The 18,385-nt window shown below is 73.7% G+C and carries 20 protein-coding genes and 1 tRNA gene; 16 read left to right on the top strand and 5 right to left on the bottom strand.

What is annotated here, in order from left to right; translation table 11 throughout:
* Positions 1–305 precede the first annotated feature (305 nt).
* Together AC4OR8_RS17490 and AC4OR8_RS17495 are read left to right on the top strand one after the other, a co-directional pair.
* The gene (locus tag AC4OR8_RS17490; RefSeq protein ID WP_492166884.1) at positions 306–1,370 is read left to right on the top strand and encodes a PHP domain-containing protein; all 1,065 of its coding nucleotides are present in this window, start codon (positions 306–308) and stop codon (positions 1,368–1,370) included.
* A gap of 9 nt (positions 1,371–1,379) precedes the next feature.
* Positions 1,380–1,988: a M48 metallopeptidase family protein gene (locus tag AC4OR8_RS17495; RefSeq protein ID WP_492166885.1), complete on the top strand. Its 609-nt coding sequence runs from the start codon at positions 1,380–1,382 to the stop codon at positions 1,986–1,988.
* Here the strand turns inward: AC4OR8_RS17495 and AC4OR8_RS17500 are convergent.
* Positions 1,907–2,539 (bottom strand): NUDIX hydrolase, encoded by a 633-nt coding sequence (locus tag AC4OR8_RS17500; protein WP_492166886.1) that lies wholly within the window; start codon positions 2,537–2,539, stop codon positions 1,907–1,909. The genes AC4OR8_RS17495 and AC4OR8_RS17500 overlap by 82 nt on opposite strands.
* On the bottom strand, positions 2,536–4,044 hold the full coding sequence (locus AC4OR8_RS17505; RefSeq protein WP_492166887.1) for a zinc-dependent metalloprotease: 1,509 nt from the start codon (positions 4,042–4,044) through the stop codon (positions 2,536–2,538). The genes AC4OR8_RS17500 and AC4OR8_RS17505 overlap by 4 nt, the downstream gene beginning before the upstream one ends.
* Positions 4,045–4,115: 71 nt before the next feature.
* Between AC4OR8_RS17505 and AC4OR8_RS17510 the strand changes: the two genes are divergently transcribed.
* The 7 genes from AC4OR8_RS17510 (at position 4,116) to AC4OR8_RS17540 (ending at position 11,252) form a co-directional block, all read left to right on the top strand.
* On the top strand, positions 4,116–4,544 hold the full coding sequence (locus tag AC4OR8_RS17510) for a molybdenum cofactor biosynthesis protein MoaE (RefSeq protein WP_492166888.1): 429 nt from the start codon (positions 4,116–4,118) through the stop codon (positions 4,542–4,544).
* Positions 4,545–4,602: 58 nt separating this feature from the next.
* Positions 4,603–4,887, top strand: coding sequence for a hypothetical protein (locus tag AC4OR8_RS17515; protein WP_492166889.1), 285 nt, complete (start codon positions 4,603–4,605; stop codon positions 4,885–4,887).
* Positions 4,888–4,952: 65 nt separating this feature from the next.
* Positions 4,953–6,029, top strand: a complete 1,077-nt coding sequence (locus AC4OR8_RS17520; protein WP_492166890.1) for a YlbL family protein — start codon at positions 4,953–4,955, stop codon at positions 6,027–6,029.
* On the top strand, positions 6,016–6,600 hold the full coding sequence (locus tag AC4OR8_RS17525) for a PPA1309 family protein (protein WP_492166891.1): 585 nt from the start codon (positions 6,016–6,018) through the stop codon (positions 6,598–6,600). Before AC4OR8_RS17520 ends, AC4OR8_RS17525 begins: the two co-directional genes overlap by 14 nt.
* A gap of 72 nt (positions 6,601–6,672) precedes the next feature.
* Complete coding sequence (locus tag AC4OR8_RS17530) at positions 6,673–9,714, top strand: UPF0182 family membrane protein (protein WP_492166892.1); 3,042 nt, start codon at positions 6,673–6,675, stop codon at positions 9,712–9,714.
* A gap of 97 nt (positions 9,715–9,811) precedes the next feature.
* Positions 9,812–9,885 (top strand) — tRNA-Met (locus tag AC4OR8_RS17535).
* Between the two features lie 179 nt (positions 9,886–10,064).
* Positions 10,065–11,252 carry an alcohol dehydrogenase catalytic domain-containing protein gene (locus tag AC4OR8_RS17540; protein WP_492166893.1) on the top strand — a complete coding sequence of 396 codons (1,188 nt, stop codon included), beginning with the start codon at positions 10,065–10,067 and terminating at the stop codon, positions 11,250–11,252.
* Positions 11,253–11,312: 60 nt separating this feature from the next.
* On the opposite strand, the gene AC4OR8_RS17545 is transcribed toward AC4OR8_RS17540, so the two are convergent.
* Positions 11,313–11,912 carry a TetR/AcrR family transcriptional regulator gene (locus AC4OR8_RS17545; RefSeq protein WP_492166894.1) on the bottom strand — a complete coding sequence of 200 codons (600 nt, stop codon included), beginning with the start codon at positions 11,910–11,912 and terminating at the stop codon, positions 11,313–11,315.
* 134 nt (positions 11,913–12,046) lie between these two features.
* Between AC4OR8_RS17545 and AC4OR8_RS17550 the strand changes: the two genes are divergently transcribed.
* Positions 12,047–12,925: an SDR family oxidoreductase gene (locus AC4OR8_RS17550; RefSeq protein WP_492166895.1), complete on the top strand. Its 879-nt coding sequence runs from the start codon at positions 12,047–12,049 to the stop codon at positions 12,923–12,925.
* Positions 12,926–12,993: 68 nt separating this feature from the next.
* On the opposite strand, the gene AC4OR8_RS17555 is transcribed toward AC4OR8_RS17550, so the two are convergent.
* Both AC4OR8_RS17555 and AC4OR8_RS17560 read right to left on the bottom strand, forming a co-directional pair.
* Entirely contained in the window at positions 12,994–13,590 is a 597-nt protein-coding gene (locus AC4OR8_RS17555) for a TetR-like C-terminal domain-containing protein (RefSeq protein ID WP_492166896.1), read from the bottom strand.
* Positions 13,583–14,422: an alpha/beta fold hydrolase gene (locus AC4OR8_RS17560; RefSeq protein ID WP_492166897.1), complete on the bottom strand. Its 840-nt coding sequence runs from the start codon at positions 14,420–14,422 to the stop codon at positions 13,583–13,585. The genes AC4OR8_RS17555 and AC4OR8_RS17560 overlap by 8 nt, the downstream gene beginning before the upstream one ends.
* Positions 14,423–14,586: 164 nt before the next feature.
* Between AC4OR8_RS17560 and AC4OR8_RS17565 the strand changes: the two genes are divergently transcribed.
* The 6 genes from AC4OR8_RS17565 to AC4OR8_RS17590 all read left to right on the top strand — a co-directional run bounded on the left by AC4OR8_RS17565 (position 14,587) and on the right by AC4OR8_RS17590 (position 18,240).
* Positions 14,587–14,916 (top strand): VOC family protein, encoded by a 330-nt coding sequence (locus tag AC4OR8_RS17565; protein WP_492166898.1) that lies wholly within the window; start codon positions 14,587–14,589, stop codon positions 14,914–14,916.
* A gap of 113 nt (positions 14,917–15,029) precedes the next feature.
* The gene (locus tag AC4OR8_RS17570; protein ID WP_492166899.1) at positions 15,030–15,866 is read left to right on the top strand and encodes a sigma-70 family RNA polymerase sigma factor; all 837 of its coding nucleotides are present in this window, start codon (positions 15,030–15,032) and stop codon (positions 15,864–15,866) included.
* An 89-nt stretch (positions 15,867–15,955) separates the two neighbouring features.
* Positions 15,956–16,183, top strand: coding sequence for a hypothetical protein (locus AC4OR8_RS17575; RefSeq protein WP_492167137.1), 228 nt, complete (start codon positions 15,956–15,958; stop codon positions 16,181–16,183).
* A 74-nt stretch (positions 16,184–16,257) separates the two neighbouring features.
* On the top strand, positions 16,258–17,286 hold the full coding sequence (ctlX, locus tag AC4OR8_RS17580) for a citrulline utilization hydrolase CtlX (protein ID WP_492166900.1): 1,029 nt from the start codon (positions 16,258–16,260) through the stop codon (positions 17,284–17,286).
* Positions 17,287–17,368: 82 nt separating this feature from the next.
* A complete protein-coding gene (locus AC4OR8_RS17585; protein WP_492166901.1) occupies positions 17,369–17,875 on the top strand; it encodes a hypothetical protein in 507 nt (168 codons plus the stop codon).
* 101 nt (positions 17,876–17,976) lie between these two features.
* Complete coding sequence (locus tag AC4OR8_RS17590; protein ID WP_492166902.1) at positions 17,977–18,240, top strand: amphi-Trp domain-containing protein; 264 nt, start codon at positions 17,977–17,979, stop codon at positions 18,238–18,240.
* The last annotated feature ends 145 nt before the right edge of the window (positions 18,241–18,385 follow it).

The following is an 18,385-nucleotide window of genomic DNA, read 5'->3' on the forward strand; positions in this document are numbered from 1 at the left end:
CGCGCCCGCCTTCCCCGTGCGTGCGTCCCGCCGGCCCCGGGGGCCTCGTCCGTGGCTCAACCTAGGAGCGGGCGGCGCCGCGGTCAACGGCTGCCACCGGTTCGGTGTCCCCAGCTGTGGACACACCTGTGGACAACGCTGTGGAGAACCGCCGTCCACGGTGGACGAGTCGCTCCCAGCGGGGGAGAGAGCTGTGGAGGGCGGCGGCCCGGCAGCGGCGTACGGTGCGGTGACCAGGCACGATGGTCGTCCACCGGCTGTGGAGAGAACAGCGCCGGCCCGGAGCCCGAAGGAGCCACCCGCCCATGCCCGATCCGTACGACGCCGGCCCCGTCGCCGCGCTGCGGCGCATCGCCTTCCTGCTCGAGCGCGCGCGGGAGGACACCTACAAGGTCAAGGCGTTCCGCGGGGCCGCGGCCACCCTGCTGACGATGTCGGACGACGAGGTGGCGGCGGCGGTCGCCGACGGCACCCTGACCAACCTGCCCGGGGTGGGTGCCAGCTCGGCCAAGGTGGTGACCGACGCGGTGCGCGGGGTGCTGCCCGAGCGGCTCGCCCGCCTCGAGGCCGAGCAGGCCGGCCCGCTGGCCGCCGGCGGCCACGACCTGCGGCGGCTGCTGCGCGGCGACCTGCACACCCACTCCGACTGGTCCGACGGCGGGTCCCCCATCGAGGAGATGGCCTTCACCTCGATCGAGCTGGGCCACGAGTACCAGGTGCTGACCGACCACTCACCGCGGCTCAAGGTGGCCCGCGGGCTCAGCGCCGAGCGGCTGGCACGCCAGCTCGACGTGGTGGCCGCGGTCAACGAGCACCTCGGCGGCGGTGCCGGAGGGGAGGACGCCCGGCGGTTCACCCTGCTCACCGGCATCGAGGTCGACATCCTCGACGACGGCAGCCTCGACCAGACCGACGAGATGCTGGCCCGCCTCGACCTGCGGGTGGCCAGCGTGCACTCGAAGCTGAAGATGGAGCCCGAGGCGATGACCCGGCGGATGGTGGGGGCGGTGCGCCAGCCGTTCACCAACGTGCTGGGCCACTGCACCGGCCGCCTGGTCACCGGCGGGCGCGGCACCCGCCCGCAGTCGCAGTTCGACGCCCGGGCGGTGTTCGAGGCCTGCGCGGAGAACGACGTGGCGGTGGAGATCAACTCGCGCCCCGAGCGGCGCGACCCCCCGACGCAGCTGCTCGAGCTGGCCCGTGACGTCGGCTGCCTGTTCTCCATCGACAGCGACGCCCACGCCCCCGGGCAGCTCGACTTCCTCGACCTGGGCGCGGAGCGGGCCGAGGCCGCGGGCATCGAGCCCGAGCGCATCGTGACCACCTGGCCGCGGGAGCGCCTCCTCGCCTGGGCCCGGGCCAGGCTCTAGCCTTCGCCCATGACCCCGCCGAGCCCGCCGGCGACGCCCGGTGACGCGCTCCCGGGTGACGCGCCCGGGGCCGGCGCGCGCCCGGAGGTGGAGGTCCGCCGCTCGAGCCGGCGCCGGCGCACTGTCTCGGCGTACCGGGAGGGCGAGCGGATCGTCATCCTGGTGCCGGCCACGCTGACCCGCCGGGAGGAGGCCGAGTGGGTCGAGACGATGGTGGCGCGCCTCGAGCGCGCCGACCGTCGGCTGCGTCCCAGCGACGAGCTGCTGCTGGCCCGCGCGCTCGCGCTCAGCGACCGCTACCTCGGTGGCATCGCCGTGCCGGAGTCGGTGCGGTGGGTCGACAACCAGAGCGCGCGCTGGGGCTCCTGCACCCCCGGCGACCGCAGCATCCGGGTCTCCGGGCGGCTGCAGGGCATGCCCTCGTGGGTGGTCGACTACGTGCTGGTGCACGAGCTGGCCCACCTCATCGAGCCCGGCCACGACGCCAGCTTCTGGAGCTGGGTGGACCGCTACCCGCAGGCCGAGCGGGCCAAGGGCTACCTGCTCGGCTGGTCGGCCGCCGCTCGGGTCGACCCGCCGGCCGACAGCGGCGGCGTCGCGGCGCCGCCCGGCGACTGAGCGCCCGCCATTCGGGCCAGCGCCCGCTCGACCAGCCGCGCCACGTCGCCGCCGGGCTCGGGCAGGTCGTCCACCGGCCACCAGCGCAGCGCCAGCGACTCCTCCGAGACGGCGTACGCCGCGCCGGGGGCCGCCAGCGCCACGTGGCGCACGTCGAGGTGGTGCACGAGCGTGCCGTCGCGCGGTCCGCAGAACGGCACGGCGTGCTCGCTGAGCTCGACCGGCACCGGGTCGAGCGCCACGTCGGCGAGCCCGGACTCCTCGACGGCCTCGCGCCACGCGGCCCCGGCCAGCGTGGCGTCACCGGCCTCGCAGTGCCCGCCCAGCTGGAACCACCGCCGCGCCTTGGCGTGCAGCGTCAGCAGCACGTGGGTGCGGGTGTCGTCGAGCAGCACCGTGCTGGCGGTGAGGTGGTCGGGGCGGCACTCCCGGCGCAGGCCGTCGGGGTGGGCGTGCAGGTGGGTCAGGTAGCGCTGCCGCAGCCGCTCCTGCTCGTCGGTGGGCGCCGCCCACCGCTGGAGCACCGTCAGGGCGTCGGCGTGCAGGCTCACGCCGGGGTCGGGTCGTCGCCCTCGCGCCGCTCGTCCCCGGTCCCGCCGGACCCGTCGGGCCCTTCGGTCTCGGCGGACCCGTCAGCGGACCCGTCGGCGGGGCCGTCGAGCAGGCGGGCCAGCTCGGCGTCGAAGTCGGCCTCGCTGAGGTCGGCGGGGGCGGCGGCGTCCTCGCGGAACCCGAGCGGGTCGTCGAGGTCGGCGGCGCTGGGCAGCAGGTCGGGGTGCATCCACACGCCGTCGCGCGCCTCGGCGCCCTGGCGGGTGCGCAGCGAGCCCCACAGGGTGGAGGCGTCACGCAGCCGGCGCGGACGCAGCTCGAGGCCGACCAGCGAGGCGAAGGTCTCCTCGGCGGGGCCGCCGGCGGCGCGGCGGCGGCGCACGGCCTCCTGCATCTTGGTGGCGGCCGGCATCCGGGTCTCGGTGGCCTGGCCGACGATCTCGTCGACCCAGCCCTCCACCAGGGCCAGCGTGACCTCGAGGCGCTGCAGGGCGGCCTCCTGGGCCGGCGACTTCGGCATGTCGAAGAGCCCGCCCTCCAGCAGGCGCTGCACCGAGGCCGGGTCGGTGGGGTCGATGCCGCGCATCTGCTCCTCGATGCGGCCCTGGATGGCCTCGGCGTTGATCTCGATGCCGCGGGCGTAGGCGGTCACGGCGCTGATCAGGTGCTCGCGCAGCCACGGGACGTGGGCGAAGAGCCGCTGGTGGGCGGCCTCGCGCAGCGCGAGGTAGAGGCGGACGTCGTCGGCGGTGACGTCGAGGCCCTCGGCGAAGGCCGTGATGTTGGCCGGAACCAGCGCGGCCCGGCCCGCGGGGGCCAGCGGCAGGCCGACGTCGGAGGCGCTGAGCACGTCGGAGGCGAGCGCTCCCAGGCCGGAGCCGACCTGTTGGGCCAGCAGTGCACCGACGGCCTTGGCGATCAGGCCGATCAGGGGCCCCGAGGCCGCGCGGGCCTCCTCGGGGAGCGCCCCGCCGATGGCGTCGACGGACTGCTGGGCCACCGGCTCCACCAGCACCTTCCACACCTCGGTGGTGCCGACCAGCCACTCGGCGCGGCTCCAGGCCGCGGTGGAGGTGATGCCGGAGGGGAACGACGTGGTCTCGTCGAGCCAGTGGTCGGCCAGGCGCAGCGCGTCGGCGACGGCGTCCTTCTCGGTGCTCGACGGCGTCGGGTCGGGCTGCTGGGCCACGGTCTTGCGCGCGGTGTCGAGGGCGACGTCCCAGTTCAGCGGGCCGTCGTAGGGCGCCATCATCGCCTGCAGCTGCCCGAAGAGCGCGCCGAGGTCGGGCATCTGCCCGCCCGCGCCACCCATGCCGGGGAACCCGGGGAAGCCCGCGCCACCGGCGCCACCGGCGCCGCCGAACCCGCCGAGCCCGCCCAGGCCACCGAGCCCGCCGAGGCCGCCGGAGAAGAACTGCTCGAACGGGGTGCCCTTGAAGGGGTTCTGCGCGCCCTCGTCGCGGTCGTCGGGGCCGGTGGAACCGTCGCCGGAGTCGTTGCTCATGGGCTCCACGGTACGCCGCGCGGCCCAACTGCGAGCAGCCGCAGCGGGCCCTGCTCGCTAGGCTGCGCAGCATGTCGCACCCCGCCGTCCGCCTGGTCGCCCTGCGCGAGGACGCCCTCGACGTCGCCGAGGTGCTCGACGCCCTCGACGACCCCACCTCCGGGGGCCTGACGCTCTTCGTCGGCCGGGTGCGCGACCACGACCACGGCACCGGCGTCGTGGGCCTCGACTACACCGCCCACCCGACCGCGCTGGCGCGGCTGGAGGAGGTGTGCGCGCAGGTGGCCCGCGACCACGACGTCACCGGCGTCGCCGCGGTGCACCGCACCGGCAGCCTTGCGATCGGCGACGTCGCGGTGGTCGTGGCCACGGTGGCCGCCCACCGCGGGGAGGCGTTCACCGCGTCGCGGGCGCTGATCGACACCCTGAAGGCGCAGGTGCCGATCTGGAAGCACCAGCGCTTCACCGACGGCACCGAGGAGTGGGTCGGCACGCCGTGAGCGGCGGCGACCGGCGTTGCTCCCCACGAACCGGGGCCCGCGTGCCTACCCTCACGACGTGGAGATCCTGTTCTGGCTGGCGCCGGCCGGCGTCGTCGCCGTCCTGGCCATGGCCTGGGTCGGCTGGGTGGGCCGCGAGCCCCGCGAGCGGGTCGACCCCGAGGTCGCCGCGCAGCGCCTCGGCGCCGCGCTGGCCAAGGACGCCCCGCAGCGGGGCCCGGTGCGCACCGCCGAGCGCGACCGCAGCACCGGCATCGCCGTGCGGCCCTCCCGGGCCCCGCGCGCCACGGGTGCCGCGCGGCGTCCGGGTGAGCCGGGCGAGCAGGCCCGCCGCGCCTCCTGACCTGCGGCGACACCCGCGGCGACCAGGGCGCAGCCGGGTTGGCGCCGGATGAGACAGTGGGCGCCATGACCCAGCGCACGATCGCCGCGATCATCGCGGCGCCGCTGGTCGTCGGGCTCTTCGTGGCTGCCTCCGTGGTGCGCCTGCCCTACGGCACCTACATGCCCGGCGTGACCGTCGACGTGCTCGGCCAGCCCGAGGGCACCGAGACCATCCAGGTGCGCGGCGCCAAGACCTACCGCGACGACGGGCAGCTGCGGATGACCACGGTGTCGGTCTCCGCCGCCGCCGAGGACGGCGAGCAGGGCGGCGAGAGCCTGGTGCGGCTGCTGCAGGCCTGGGTCGACGACGACGACGCGGTCTACCCCTACGACTTCGTGCACCCCGACGACGAGACCGCCGAGGAGGACCAGCAGGAGGGCGCGGTCTCCATGGTCACCTCGCAGGACGTCGCCACGTCGCTGGCGCTCGAGGAGCTCGGGTACGACGTGCAGCCGGCGGTCAAGGTCTACTTCGTGGAGGAGGGCTCGCCCGCCGACGGCGTGCTGAAGCCCTTCGACGTGTTCCGCACCGTCGACGGCGAGCGGGTGACCACCCGTGAGCAGCTCGTCGAGGCGGTGTCGTCGGCCGCGGCCGGCGAGCCGATCGACGTCACGATCGAGCGCGGTGGCCGACCCCGCGAGGTGCAGGTGACCCCCGAGCTCGACGAGGGCACCCCGCGCATCGGCGTCCAGCTGGGCGAGGGCTACCGCTTCCCGTTCCAGGTCGACGTCGCGATCGACCCGCGCATCGGTGGGCCCAGCGCGGGCCTGGTGTTCTCCCTGGCCATCTACGACACCCTCAGCGAGGGCTCGCTGACCGGGGGCAACGTCATCGCCGGCACCGGCACCATCGACGCCACCGGGGCGGTGGGCCCGATCGGCGGCATCCAGCAGAAGATCGCGGGCGCCGCCGCCGACGGTGCCGAGCTGTTCCTGGTGCCGCCCGCCAACTGCGCCGAGGCGCTCCAGGGCGCCACCGACGGCGTGCGCCTGCTGCGCGCCGACACCTTCGAGTCCACCCTCGAGGCCATCCGGACCTGGGTCGACGACCCCGGTGCCACCCTGCCGAGCTGTGAGGACGTGCCCGATGACGGGTCCTGACGACATGAGCGACCTCGACGTCGACCCGGCGCTGGCCGCCGCGGTCCTGGAGATCGAGAGCCACGCCGCCACCGAGGGCTGGGACCAGCCGGCCCACCTCTACGCCCTGGTCGACACCGCCCAGCTGGTCGAGCGAGAGCCGGCGCTGGCGGCGATGATGGGGCTCGACGCCTCCTCCCAGCAGGGCTCGCTGACCGCCGTGGAGCAGGACGCCCTGAGGGCCGACCAGCTGCTCGAGCGGGTGCTGGAGACGATCACCTGGCCCGACGACGTCGCCGGCTGCGCCGCTGTGGTCGAGCGCTTCGTGCTGCCCCCCGACGCCGACGGCGACGTCCCCGACGACCCCGCCGAGGCCGCCGAGTTCGCCCGGCGCCACCCCGAGCGCCAGGAGCTGCGCATCGCCGCCGGGGTGACCCGCCACGGGTCGACGTACTGCGCGATGCGCTTCCGCAGCCACGACGACGACACGGCGGTGGTCGGCGGCGCCGACCTGGTGCCGGGCCTGGTCGAGCTGCTCGCCTCCACGCTGGCCGACGAGCCCGACCCGCTGCCGACCGCAGGCACCCCGTGACCGGCCGCGCCCGCGGCACCCGCACGACCCCGTACGACCCAGGCACCACCGCCGTGACGAGAGGGACCCACCGTGAGTGAGACGTTCGACGAGGCGACGCAGGGTGGCCCGCCGCCGCGCCAGGCCAGGGGGCGCTCGCGCGCCCTGGTCATCACCGGCGCCGTGCTGGTCGTCGCCTTCTTCGCCCTCACCGCCTTCGCCAGCTTCTACACCGAGCGGCAGTGGTTCGGCTCGGTCGGCTACTCCGACGTGTTCTCCACGATGCTCTGGACGCGGGTGGCGCTGTTCGCGGTGTTCGGCCTGCTGATGGCCCTGGTGGTGGCGGCCAACGTCGTCATCGCCTACCGATCGCGCCCGCTGTTCGTGTCGATGCCCGACACCAACGGCCTCGACCGCTACCGCGAGGCGGTCAACCCGATCCGCACCTGGCTGGTCGTGGCGATCGCGCTGGTGCTGCTGGTCTTCGCCGGCACCTCCGGTGCGGGGGAGTGGCGCAACTACCTGCTGTGGCGCAACGGCGGCGAGTTCGGCTTCGACGACGCCCACTTCGGCAAGGACGCCGGCTTCTTCATCTTCGACCTGCCCTGGCTGCACTACCTGGTCGACTTCGCCATGGCCACGTTCGTGGTGGCGCTGATGGCCGCCGCGCTCACCCACTACCTGTACGGCGGCATCCGCCTCGCGGTCGCCCGCGACCGGCTGACCGGCGCCGCCCAGGCGCAGCTCTCGGTGCTGCTCGGGCTGTTCGTCCTGGCCAAGGCCGGCGACTACTACCTCGACCGCTTCGACCTCGCCACCGACGCCGGCGGGCTGATCACCGGCATGACCTACACCGACGACAACGCGGTGCTGCCGGCCAAGAACATCCTCATCGGCATCTCGGTGATCTGCGCGGTGCTGTTCTTCCTCAACGTGTGGCGCCGCACGTGGACGCTGCCCTCGGTGGGCATCGCGCTGCTGGCGCTCTCGGCGGTGCTGCTCGGCGTGATCTGGCCGGGCATCGTGCAGCAGTTCCAGGTGCGGCCCTCGGAGGCCGACCGCGAGGAGCCCTACATCCAGGCCAACATCGACGCCACCAGGGCGGCCTACGACCTGGAGGACGTCGAGACCACGGCCTACGACAGCGCGGCGACCGCCGACGACTCGGTGTTCCGCGCGGTCACCAGCCAGGTGTCGTCGGTGCCGCTGATCGACCCGCGGCTGGTGCGCGACACCTTCGAGCAGACCCAGCAGGGCCGTGCCTACTACTCGGTCGCGCCGGTGCTCGACGTCGACCGCTACGAGATCGACGGCGTCGACCGGGCGCTGGTGCTCGGCGTCCGCGAGCTCGACCAGAGCGGCATCCCCGACGGCGACCGCAACTGGTCGAACCTCTACACCACCTACACCCACGGCAACGGGCTGATCGCGGCGTACGCCAACCAGCGCACCGCCGACAACGCCGAGCGCGCCGCCAGCGACGACAACAGCGGCGGCATCGTGTGGGCCGAGGGCAACCAGCCCGGCCAGGACACCCTGTCGACGCTGGGCGACGGCTACGAGAGCCGCATCTACTTCGGCGAGCAGAGCCCCGCGTACTCCGTGGTGGGCAAGGCCGACGAGGACGAGCCCGACCTCGAGCTGGGGCTGTCGAACGACACCGACGCCAACCAGTACACGACCTACGACGGCGCCGGCGGCGTCGACGTGGGCAGCACCTTCGACCAGCTGATGTTCGCGGTGAAGTACGGCGAGCCGAACTTCCTGCTGTCGGGCCGCGTCAACGAGAACAGCAAGGTGCTCTTCGACCGCAACCCCAGCGAGCGGGTCAGCAAGGTCGCGCCCTGGCTCACCATCGACGGCGACGCCTACCCGGCGGTGGTCGACGGCCGGATCCAGTGGATCGTCGACGGCTACACCACCACCGACCGCTTCCCGGGCGCGGAGAAGGAGTCGTTCGCCACGATGATCGACGACTCCCTGCAGGCCGACGTGGGCCTGCAGCCGATCCCGACCGACGAGGTCAACTACATGCGCAACGCGGTGAAGGCCACCGTCGACGCCTACGACGGCACCGTCACGCTCTACGAGTGGAACACCGAGGACCCCATCCTGCAGGCCTGGGAGGGGGCGTTCCCCGGCACCGTGCAGCCCTACGAGTCGATCTCGGAGGAGCTGATGGAGCACCTGCGCTACCCCGAGGACCTGTTCAAGGCCCAGCGCTACCAGTTCGCGCGCTACCACGTCACCGACGCCGGCGACTGGTACCAGGGCAACGACCGCTGGGAGGTGCCGGAGGACCCCAACTCCAGCTCGACCAGCCTGCAACCGCCGTACCGGCTCTTCGCCAACCAGGACGGCAGCACCACCAGCGCCGGCGAGTGGTCCCTCTCCTCGGTGTTCGTGCCCTACGAGCGCAGCAACCTGGCCTCGTTCATGTCGGTCGACTCCGACGCGAGCTCCGAGACCTACGGCCAGCTGAGCGTGCTGGAGCTGCAGGACCAGACCACGCCCGGCCCGGGCCTGATCGCCAACGAGTTCGCCCAGGACGAGGGCGTGCGCGACGCGCTGCTGCCCTACACCCAGGGCACCTCCGACCCGATCTTCGGCAACCTGCTCACGCTGCCGGTGGAGGACGGGCTCATCTACGTGGAGCCGGTGTACGCCGTGCGCTCGGGCTCGACCTCGGGCTACCCGATCCTGCAGTTCGTGCTGGTGTCGTACGGCGACGAGGTGGGGGTCGGCCGCACGCTGACCGACGCCCTGGCCGTGGCCCTCGACGCCGACCAGACCGACCTGCCCGACCCCGGTGACGGCGGCGGCGGTGGCGGCGGGGAGGAGCTCAGCGTCGACCAGCAGATCGCGCAACTGCTCGCGCAGGCCCAGGAGGCCTTCGACGCCGCGAACACGGCGTTCACCGACGGCGACCTGGGGGAGTACCAGGACCAGAACGAGCTGGCCCAGGACCTGGTGCAGCAGGCCATCGACCTCGCCGAGTCGCGCCCCGGCGGGGCCGGTGGCGACGACACGACTGAGGAGCCCACCGAGGAGCCCACCGAGGAGCCCACGGACGCCGCCTCGGACGAGCCGACGGACGAGCCGACCGAGGACCCCAGCGCCTCGCCGGCCTCGTAGGACTCGCCCGCAGCAGCACCAGATCGGGGCCCGGACGACGTCGTCCGGGCCCCGATTTGTCCCCCCGCGGGGACGTGTGTAACGTTCTGTTCACCGGCGCGGGGTGGAGCAGCTCGGTAGCTCGCTGGGCTCATAACCCAGAGGTCGTAGGTTCAAATCCTACCCCCGCTACAAGTGCAGAAGCGCAGGTCAGAGGCGGTCCCCGGAGTCATCCGGGGGCCGCCTCTCGCGTTGTCCGGAGCCGTGGTCGCCGCGGCCCGGCAGGTTGGTCGAGGTGGGTGCGGGTGACGACCCCGGGGATGGGCACCGGAGCGTCTCGAGCTCCACTGCACTAGCCACGAGGACGTGACATGAAGGCTGTGACCTGGCAAGGCGTGCACGACATGCAGGTGACCGAGGTCCCCGACCCCCGCATCGAGGAACCGACCGACTGCGTGATCCGGGTGACGAGCACCGCGCTGTGCGGCTCCGACCTGCACCTGTACGAGACCCTCGCCCCGTTCATGGAGCCCGGGGACATCGTGGGCCACGAGCCCATGGGCATCGTCGAGGAGGTCGGCCCGGGCGTGCGCGACCTCAAGGTGGGCGACCGCGTGGTCGTCCCCTTCAACGTCTGCTGCGGGTCGTGCTGGATGTGCGAGCAGGGCCTGCACAGCCAGTGCGAGGTGACGCAGAACCACGAGCACGGCACGGGCGCCAGCTTCTTCGGCTACAGCAAGCTCTACGGCCAGGTCCCGGGCGGCCAGGCCGAGTACCTCCGCGTGCCGTTCGCCGACTTCATGCCGATGGTCGTGCCCCCCGAGCACGACGACGACCGCTACCTGTTCCTCTCCGACGTCCTCCCGACCGCGTGGCAGGGGCTGAAGTACGCCGACGTGCGCGACGGCGGCAGCCTCCTGGTCATGGGCGCCGGTCCGGTCGGCTCGATGGCCGCACGCATGGGCGTCGACCGGGGCCTGCAGGTCTTTGTCGTCGACCACGTGCAGGAGCGTCTGGACCGCGTGGAGGCGTACGGCGCCCAGGTGCTGGACTACGACGACGCGATGAAGGTGGGCGGTGTCGGCTCGGTGCTCCGCGAGCTCACCCACGGCCGGGGGCCCGACGCGGTGATCGACGCGGTCGGCATGGAGGCCCACGGGTCGCCTGCTGCGGGAGTGGTGCAGAAGGTGGCAGGGATGCTGCCGGACGCCGTCTCCGAGCCGCTGCTCAAGAACGCCGGACTGGACCGTCTCGCCGCGCTCCACGCCGCCTTCGACGCCGTGCGTCGCGGTGGCACGGTCTCGATCTCCGGGGTCTACGGCGGCGCGATGGACCCGATCCCGTTGTTCCAGCTGTTCGACAAGCAGGTGCAGATCCGGATGGGTCAGGCCAACGTGCGGGCCCACACCGCGGAGCTCCTGCCCCTGCTGGAGAAGGGCGACGCCTTCGGTGTCGACGCCTTCGCCACCCACCACCTGCCGCTGAGCGAGGCCCCGTCGGCCTACGAGCACTTCCAGAAGAAGCAGGAGGGCATGGTCAAGGTGGTCTTCAGGCCCTGACCCTGCCGTCGGCGTCGCCGGACGCCGCCCCCAGGGTGCTGGTCCGGCGACGCCACCGGCTCAGCCGCCGGGGTGGTCCGGCAGGAGCTGTGCCGCGAGCGATCGTGCCGTGGCCACGAGGGTCGCGGCGTCCATCCCCGTCCGGCTCATGAAGACGAGTCCCTGCTGGGCGGCGAGCAGCGCCCGCGCCAGCGCGACCGGGTCCGTCCCCGACGGCAGGTCGCCCTCGCGCTGGGCGCGGGCGACGCAGTCGGCGATCAGCTCGGTCGAGGTCTCGTAGGTCCGGTGGGCGTGGGCCAGGACCTCCGGATCGGCGCTCCCGAGCTCCGAGGTGCTGTTGGCCATAAGGCAGCCACGCCGTGGGCCGGCGTCCGACCGGTCGTCCACGGGTGCCTCGAGAAGCATGCGGAGGGCGTCCACCGCCCGCGGGGCCTCGGCCAGGGCCCGCCGGAGCTGGCCGTGGGAGTCCTCGGTGTAGCTGCGCAGCGCCCGGAGGAAGAGCTGGTGCTTGTCGCCGAACGCCGCGTAGAGGCTGCCCTTGCCCAGCCCGCTGACCCGCATCAGGTCGTCCATCGAGGTCGCGGCGTAGCCGGCGTCCCAGAACTGCTCGCGCACGGCGTCGAGCACCTGCTTCTCGTCGAACGCTCGGGGGCGGGCCACGGGAGCCAGGATACGGGTTCTTGACCGTTCGGTCCACCAAGCCTAGGGTTATGGACTGAAAGGTCAACAACCCGTGGACCTCCGGGCGCGAGCGACCTCGCCGTCTCCGGACCCGCAGAACGAAAGGCGTCCTCATGGGCACGATCCTCGTCACCGGTGCCAGTGGCCACCTCGGCCGCAAGACCCTCCGGCACCTGCTGACGCGCCATCCCGCCGGCGACCTGGTCGGACTGGCTCGAGATCCCGCCAAGGCAGCGGACCTCGCCGCCAAGGGCATCGAGATCCGCACCGGTGACTACCTCGACCACGAGACGCTCGTGCGGGCCTTCGGCGGGGTCGAGAAGGTCATGCTGGTCTCGACCCACGCCTTCACCGATCGCAACCGGCAGCACTACAACGCGATCACCGCGGCCCGTCAGGCCGGCGTCACGCACCTCGTCTTCAACCCCGTCATCCGCAAGGAGGGCTCGGACTTCCACCTGCCCGGCGTCACCGACGACGACGTCTTCGCCGAGCAGACGTTGAGGGCGTCCGGGCTCGCTCACACGATCCTGCGGCACCCCCCGTTCCTGGAGAGCCTCCCGTTCTACCTGGGGGAGGGCGTCCACGAGTCCGGCGTCCGCGTCCCCGCGGGCCACGGGAAGGTGGCCCCGGCGTCCCGCGACGACCTGGCGGAGGCCGGTGCGGTCGTGCTGACCGACCCCGGGCACGAGGGCAGGACGTACTCCCTGCACGGAGGTCCGGCCGTCTCGTTCGCCGACGTCGCGCAGCTGCTGTCGGACCTCCTGGGCGTGCCCGTGCCGTACGTCCCGGGCTCGGAGGAGGAGTACGTCGGCCGGCTGGTCGCCGCCGGACTGCCCGAGCGGGCCGCCGGGTTCGCGCTCGCGTGGGTGCGCGGCGTCAACGCGGGTGAGTGGGCCGACCGGACCGGCGACCTCGAGCAGCTCATCGGCCGCAGGCCCACGACGACCGCCGAGTTCCTGCGCGACCACTACCTCGCCGACCGGTCGTGACCCGACGCCGCTGGGCCCCCTGACCGGCAGCGACGCCGGTCAGGGTGCCGGCGGCGGCCTGCGGGCGCTCAGGTCGTGCCGGACGCGTCCGCGCCGGCGACGCCCGCGGCCCGCAGGCCCCGGTCGAGGAGCGAGACCGTCCAGGCGAAGCTGTCGTCGACGTCGGTGTCGATCATGAACCCGCCCGACTCCTCCAGCGAGGCGAAGCCGTGGAGGGTGGAGCGCAGCATCCGCAGGGCGTGGATCTCCTGGTCGGGCGCGAGCCCGTACCCCCGCAGTGCGGCGGAGAGGGCGTCCAGGACACGGCGGGCGGCCGGGACGAGGGGGTCGTCGGGCCCGGCGGGCCGGGCGGTGTTGCCGGCCGTGTAGCGACCGGGGTGCTGGGTGACGAAGGTCCGCACCGCCTGGGCGGCCGCGAGGAGCGCCTCGCTCCCGGCCAGTCCCTGGACGGCACCACCGACGGCGTCGGCGAGCTCGTCCATGGCGAGCACGCCGATGCGGTGGGTGAGGTCGGCGAGGTGGTCGACGTGCTTGTAGAGCGACGGGGTCCGCACCCCGAGCCGTTCGGCGAGCAGTCCCATCGTCAGGTGGTCGAGGCCGACCTCGTCGGCGAGCGCGGCGCCCGCCCGGGTGACCGACGACGGGTCGAGGCCGGCCCTAGGCACGGGGCAGCACCTTGTCGAGGAACGGCAGGGCCAGCGCCAGGACGTCGTCAGGGGCCTCGGTGTGCGGGTAGTGGCCGACGCCGTCGAGGACGGCGAGCTCGCCGAGGCCGTCGGGGAGCTCGGCGACGATGCGCTCGCCCTCGACGCGCGGGTCGGGCCAGTCGGGGTCGAGGCCGCCCTCGACGACCAGGACCGGGCAGACGACGTGGGGGAGCTGCTCGCCGGCGTCCGTCGGGCTCGACATCGCCATGGCGCGCAGCACCTTCATCCGCCCGGGCTCGCCGAGCTTGGCCTCGATCCGCGACCGCTCGTGGTCCCAGTCGGCCGGCTTGGTCGGCACCGCCAGGTCGAGGTAGCCGGCCCAGCTCGACACGCGGCCCAGCACCATGGTCCGCAGCAGCCGCAGCGTGCCCGTGCGGTAGCGCCGTACCCGCAGCAGCCCGCCCAGCGGCACCGACTGCGCCCGGGTGAACGGGGCGAGCTCGACGAGGCCGGCGACGAGGTCGGGTGCGCTCGCAGCGGCGATGGTGGCCGCGCCACCGCTGAACGACTGTCCGACGATCACGGCCGGCCCACCGCCGAGGTGGCGCACCAGCGCGACGAGGTCGCTCCCCACGGCGGTGCGGCTGTAGTCCTCCCAGCCCAGGCTCGAGTCGCCGCACCCGCGCAGGTCGAGGTTGGCCACGCGGTAGCCGGCGCGGGCCAGGGCCGGGGCGAGGAAGCGGTAGGAGTGGCGGCTGTCGCCCATCCCGTGTGCCAGGACGACGAGCGGACCTTCGCCGACCAGGTCGTAGGCCAGGGTGTGCTCGCCGATGGTGAGGTGCTCGGTCATGGGGTGCTCCAAGGGGTTGGCTAATGGGGTTAGCCAGAGGTTAATCGGATTAGCCGGACGGGTCAAGCGGTGGTGGTCGGGGGTCCGGGGGAGGGTGGACAGGTGCGCCGAGGGGCACGAAGATCGTGGCGCCAGGACGAACCGCCCGACGAGAGGGGCCGCCCGTGCAGCTCACGTTCCTGTACCAGCCGGTCACCGACCTGGCGGAGGCCGTGGCCTTCCACCGCGACCAGCTGGAGCTCGAGGAGGCGTGGCGGGAGGGTGACGACACGGTCGCCTTCTGGACGCCCGACCGGTCGGCCCAGCTCATGCTCTCGACGAGCCCGCAGCCTGCCGGTCCGATGTACCTCGTCGACAGCGTGGACGCGTGGGTGCGTGACCATCCCGCGATCGTCACCACGGTCGAGAAGTTCGAGATCCCCGGCGGTGCGGTGGCCGGGTTCGCCGCACCCGGAGGCAACACCTTCTACGTGTTCGACCAGCCCGACGCCTGACCCCGGCACCTGACCGGCCCGGGCCCGGGTCGTCGCGGCCCGGTCACACCCGGTCACACCCGGCGCGTCCCGCGCGTCAACGGGACGACGGAGCGAGGGGGAGGGTGAGGGTCGTGGACCAGACGGAGGGTTTCGAGGCCGAGCGGGCGCGGCTGGTGCGGATCGCGACCAGGGTGCTGGGCGACCACGGCGACGCCGAGGACGTCGTGCAGCAGGCGTGGCTGCGCCTGCACGGCACCACGGCCGCGGTCGAGGACCTCCCCGCGTGGCTGACCACCGTGACCACGCGGCTGTGCCTCGACCGGCTGCGGTCCCGCACCCCGGTCCCCGTGGCGGAGGTCGAGGCGGGGGAGTCGTCCCCCGACCCCGCCGACGCCGTCGTGCTGGCCGACACGGTCGCTGTGGCGCTGCACGTCGTGCTCGACCGGCTCTCCCCGCGGGAACGGGTCGCGTTCGTGCTCCACGACAGCCTCGGCTTCGAGTTCCCAGTGATCGCGGCGCTCCTCGAGACCACGCCGGCGGCTGCGCGCAAGCTGGCCTCGCGAGCGCGTGCGAAGGTGGCCCAGCCCCGACCCGAGGACCACCTCGCCGACTGGGAGGTGGTCGACGCGTTCATGGCCGCGGCCAGGAACGGCGACGTCGAACGGCTGCTGCGCCTGCTGGCGCCCGACGCGGTGGTGGGCGCCGACGACGCCGCGGTGCTGGCCGGCACGCCGGCACGCATCGAGGGCCGGGACGCCGTCGTGGCGTTCTTCGACGGCAGCGCGCACGCCGCGCTCCCGGTCCTGGTCGGTGACCGGCCCGGCTCGGCCTGGTTCCACCTCGGCGCGGCCCGGGTCGTCTTCGACTTCACCGTCGACCGGGGCGTCGTGCGCGCCGTCACCTTCCGGGCCGCGCCCGACGTGCTCGCGCAGGTCGTGCGCCGCGACGGCCCGCGACGGCGCGGCTGATCCGGTCGCGCCCGGTCACACCCGGCCCCTCCGCGACGTCAACACCACGACACCAGCACCCACCCCACGAGGAGACGACCGTGAAGACCATGACCTGCCAGGCCCTCGGCGGGCCCTGCGACCTCGCCCACCGCGGCGCCAGCGCCGACGACGTGATCAACGCCCAGGACCGTCACCTCAAGGAGGCGGAGAAGGCCGGCGACCAGAGCCACCAGGAGGCCCGCGACGCCATGAAGAGCCGCTGGCGCCACCCCAAGCGGTCGCTGGGCTGGTACCGCGACATGAAGCAGGCCTTCGCCGCCCTGCCCGACGACTGACGGGGTGGCCCGGTCCGCGACGGCGGTGCCCAGTGATGCCGCGGGTGCGGCGAGAGTGACCTAGATTCCGCCTCGTGAGTGCCCAAGCCCCGTCCGCCGTCATCCTGGTCCGCGCCGCCAAGTTCCTGCCCAACCCGGCCACGGCGGCCGACAACGCGTTCCAGGCCGAGGTGCCGGCGGGGGAGCCGGACGACGTCGTCTCGGCGCGGGCGATGGCCGAGATGGACGACGTCGCCGGGGCGCTGCGGGCGGCCGGCGTGCAGGTGCACGTGTTCGCCGACGACGACCACACCCGCCCCGACAGCGTGTTCCCCAACAACTGGCTCTCTACCCACGCCGGCGGCGTCGTGGCGGTCTACCCGATGTACGCCTCCAACCGGCGCCACGAGCGGCGCGCCGACGTCCTGGAGATGCTGAAGTCGTCCTACCGCGTGCAGACGATCATCGACTACTCCGGCCTGGAGCCCGACGGGATCTTCCTCGAGGGCACCGGCGCGATGGTGCTCGACCACGTGTCGCGGGTGGCCTACACCGCGGTGAGCCACCGCGCCGACACCCACGTGCTGGAGCGCTTCTGCACCGACTTCGGCTACGAGCCGATGGCCTTCGAGGCCGTCGACTCCCAGGGCGTGCCGGTCTACCACACCAACGTCATCTGCTGCATCGGCACCGACGTGGCCCTGATCGCGCTGGGGATGATCCCCGACGCGGCGCGGCGCGAGCAGGTGCGTGAGCGGCTCAGCGTCAACGGGCGCCGGGTCGTGGAGCTCACCGAGGAGCAGGTGCGGGAGTTCGCCGGCAACGCCGTCGAGCTGTGCGGGCGCACCCCCGAGGGTCGCCGGCGCTACGTGATGGCGATGTCGCAGCGGGCCCTGCGCAGCCTGCGCCCCGAGCAGCTCGCCGCCATCGAGGAGTCGTGCGAGGTGGTGGCCGTCGACATCCCCACCATCGAGCTGGCCGGCGGGTCGGTGCGGTGCATGATCGCCGGGGTGCACCTCGACCGCCGTCCGCTCGGCGTCGAGCCCGAGCCCACGGCCGCCGTCGAGGCCATCGACGCCGACCCCCACACCGCCGACGGCCGCGACGTGGCCGGCGACGCCTGAGCCGTCCGCAGGCGGCTGCGGACGAGCGGGGAACCGGGGTGGCCGGGGCGTCGTCCCAGTGACGACCCGACGAAGGAGCGAGATGACCCCCCGACCCACCGCCTGCTCACCCACCGGCTCGTGGCGAGCGCCCGCCGCTGCGGCCCTCGCGCTGGTCGCCGTGTCGTGCGGCCCCAGCGGCGACAGCGGCGACAGCACGGCCACCGACGCCGGGCAGGCCGCGAGCCCGTCGGGGGTGCCCGCGCAGGTCGAGGTGACCGCGCCGCCCGCCCGGGAGCCCGGCGACCCCGAGCTCACGCTGAGCGACGACCGGCTGGTGCTGACGACGTACGGCAGCAGCGGCTGCCCCGCCGAGGTCACCGCGGTGGCCCGGCTCGACTCCGACACCCTCGAGGTGGCCACCGACGCGCGGGTGCCGAAGGGGCAGGTGTGCACGGCCGACTTCGGGCCCCACCCCGCCCCGCTCGACCTGCCCGACGGCGTGGTGGCCGCCGAGGTGGTCGACGCGGTGGTCACCGAGGTCGACGACTCCGGCACCAGCGAGCACCTCGTGCGGCTCGGACCCGAGGCGCCGGACCCCGACGAGTGACGCGGCCGGGCGGCGACGCGCCGACGCGCTCCCGCGTCGCCCGTAGGTTGTCGCCGGGGCACCGACCGGGCCCCGCCCACCGACCCGACCGGGAGAGCCCCATGGCGAAGCAGGACCGAGACGTCGAGCGCATCTACTCCACCGAGGACGTCGTCGCCAAGCTGCGCCGCCTCGCCGACGCGCTGGAGACCGGCCGGTCGTTCCGCATCCAGGTGGCGGGGGAGCGCTTCCGGGTGCCGGCGCGGGCGCAGTTCTCCATCGAGCACGAGCGCGAGGACGGCGAGGAGGAGGTGGAGTTCCAGCTCACCTGGACCCACGAGCCCGAGGACGAGGCCGACCCGGCCGCCGAGGAGCCCGTGGTCTGAGGCGGACGCCCGACCCGGGGTTTCGAGACGGTCGCTGGCGCTCCCTCCCGACCACCGGGGGTGGGCTGCTCGGTGGTCGAGGAGCAAAAAGCGCCAGCGACGAGCGTCTCGAAACCACCAGCGGGGCGCACCGACCCGTGCGGGA

The sequence above is a fragment of the Nocardioides sp. FY1077 genome (genome assembly GCF_058681775.1).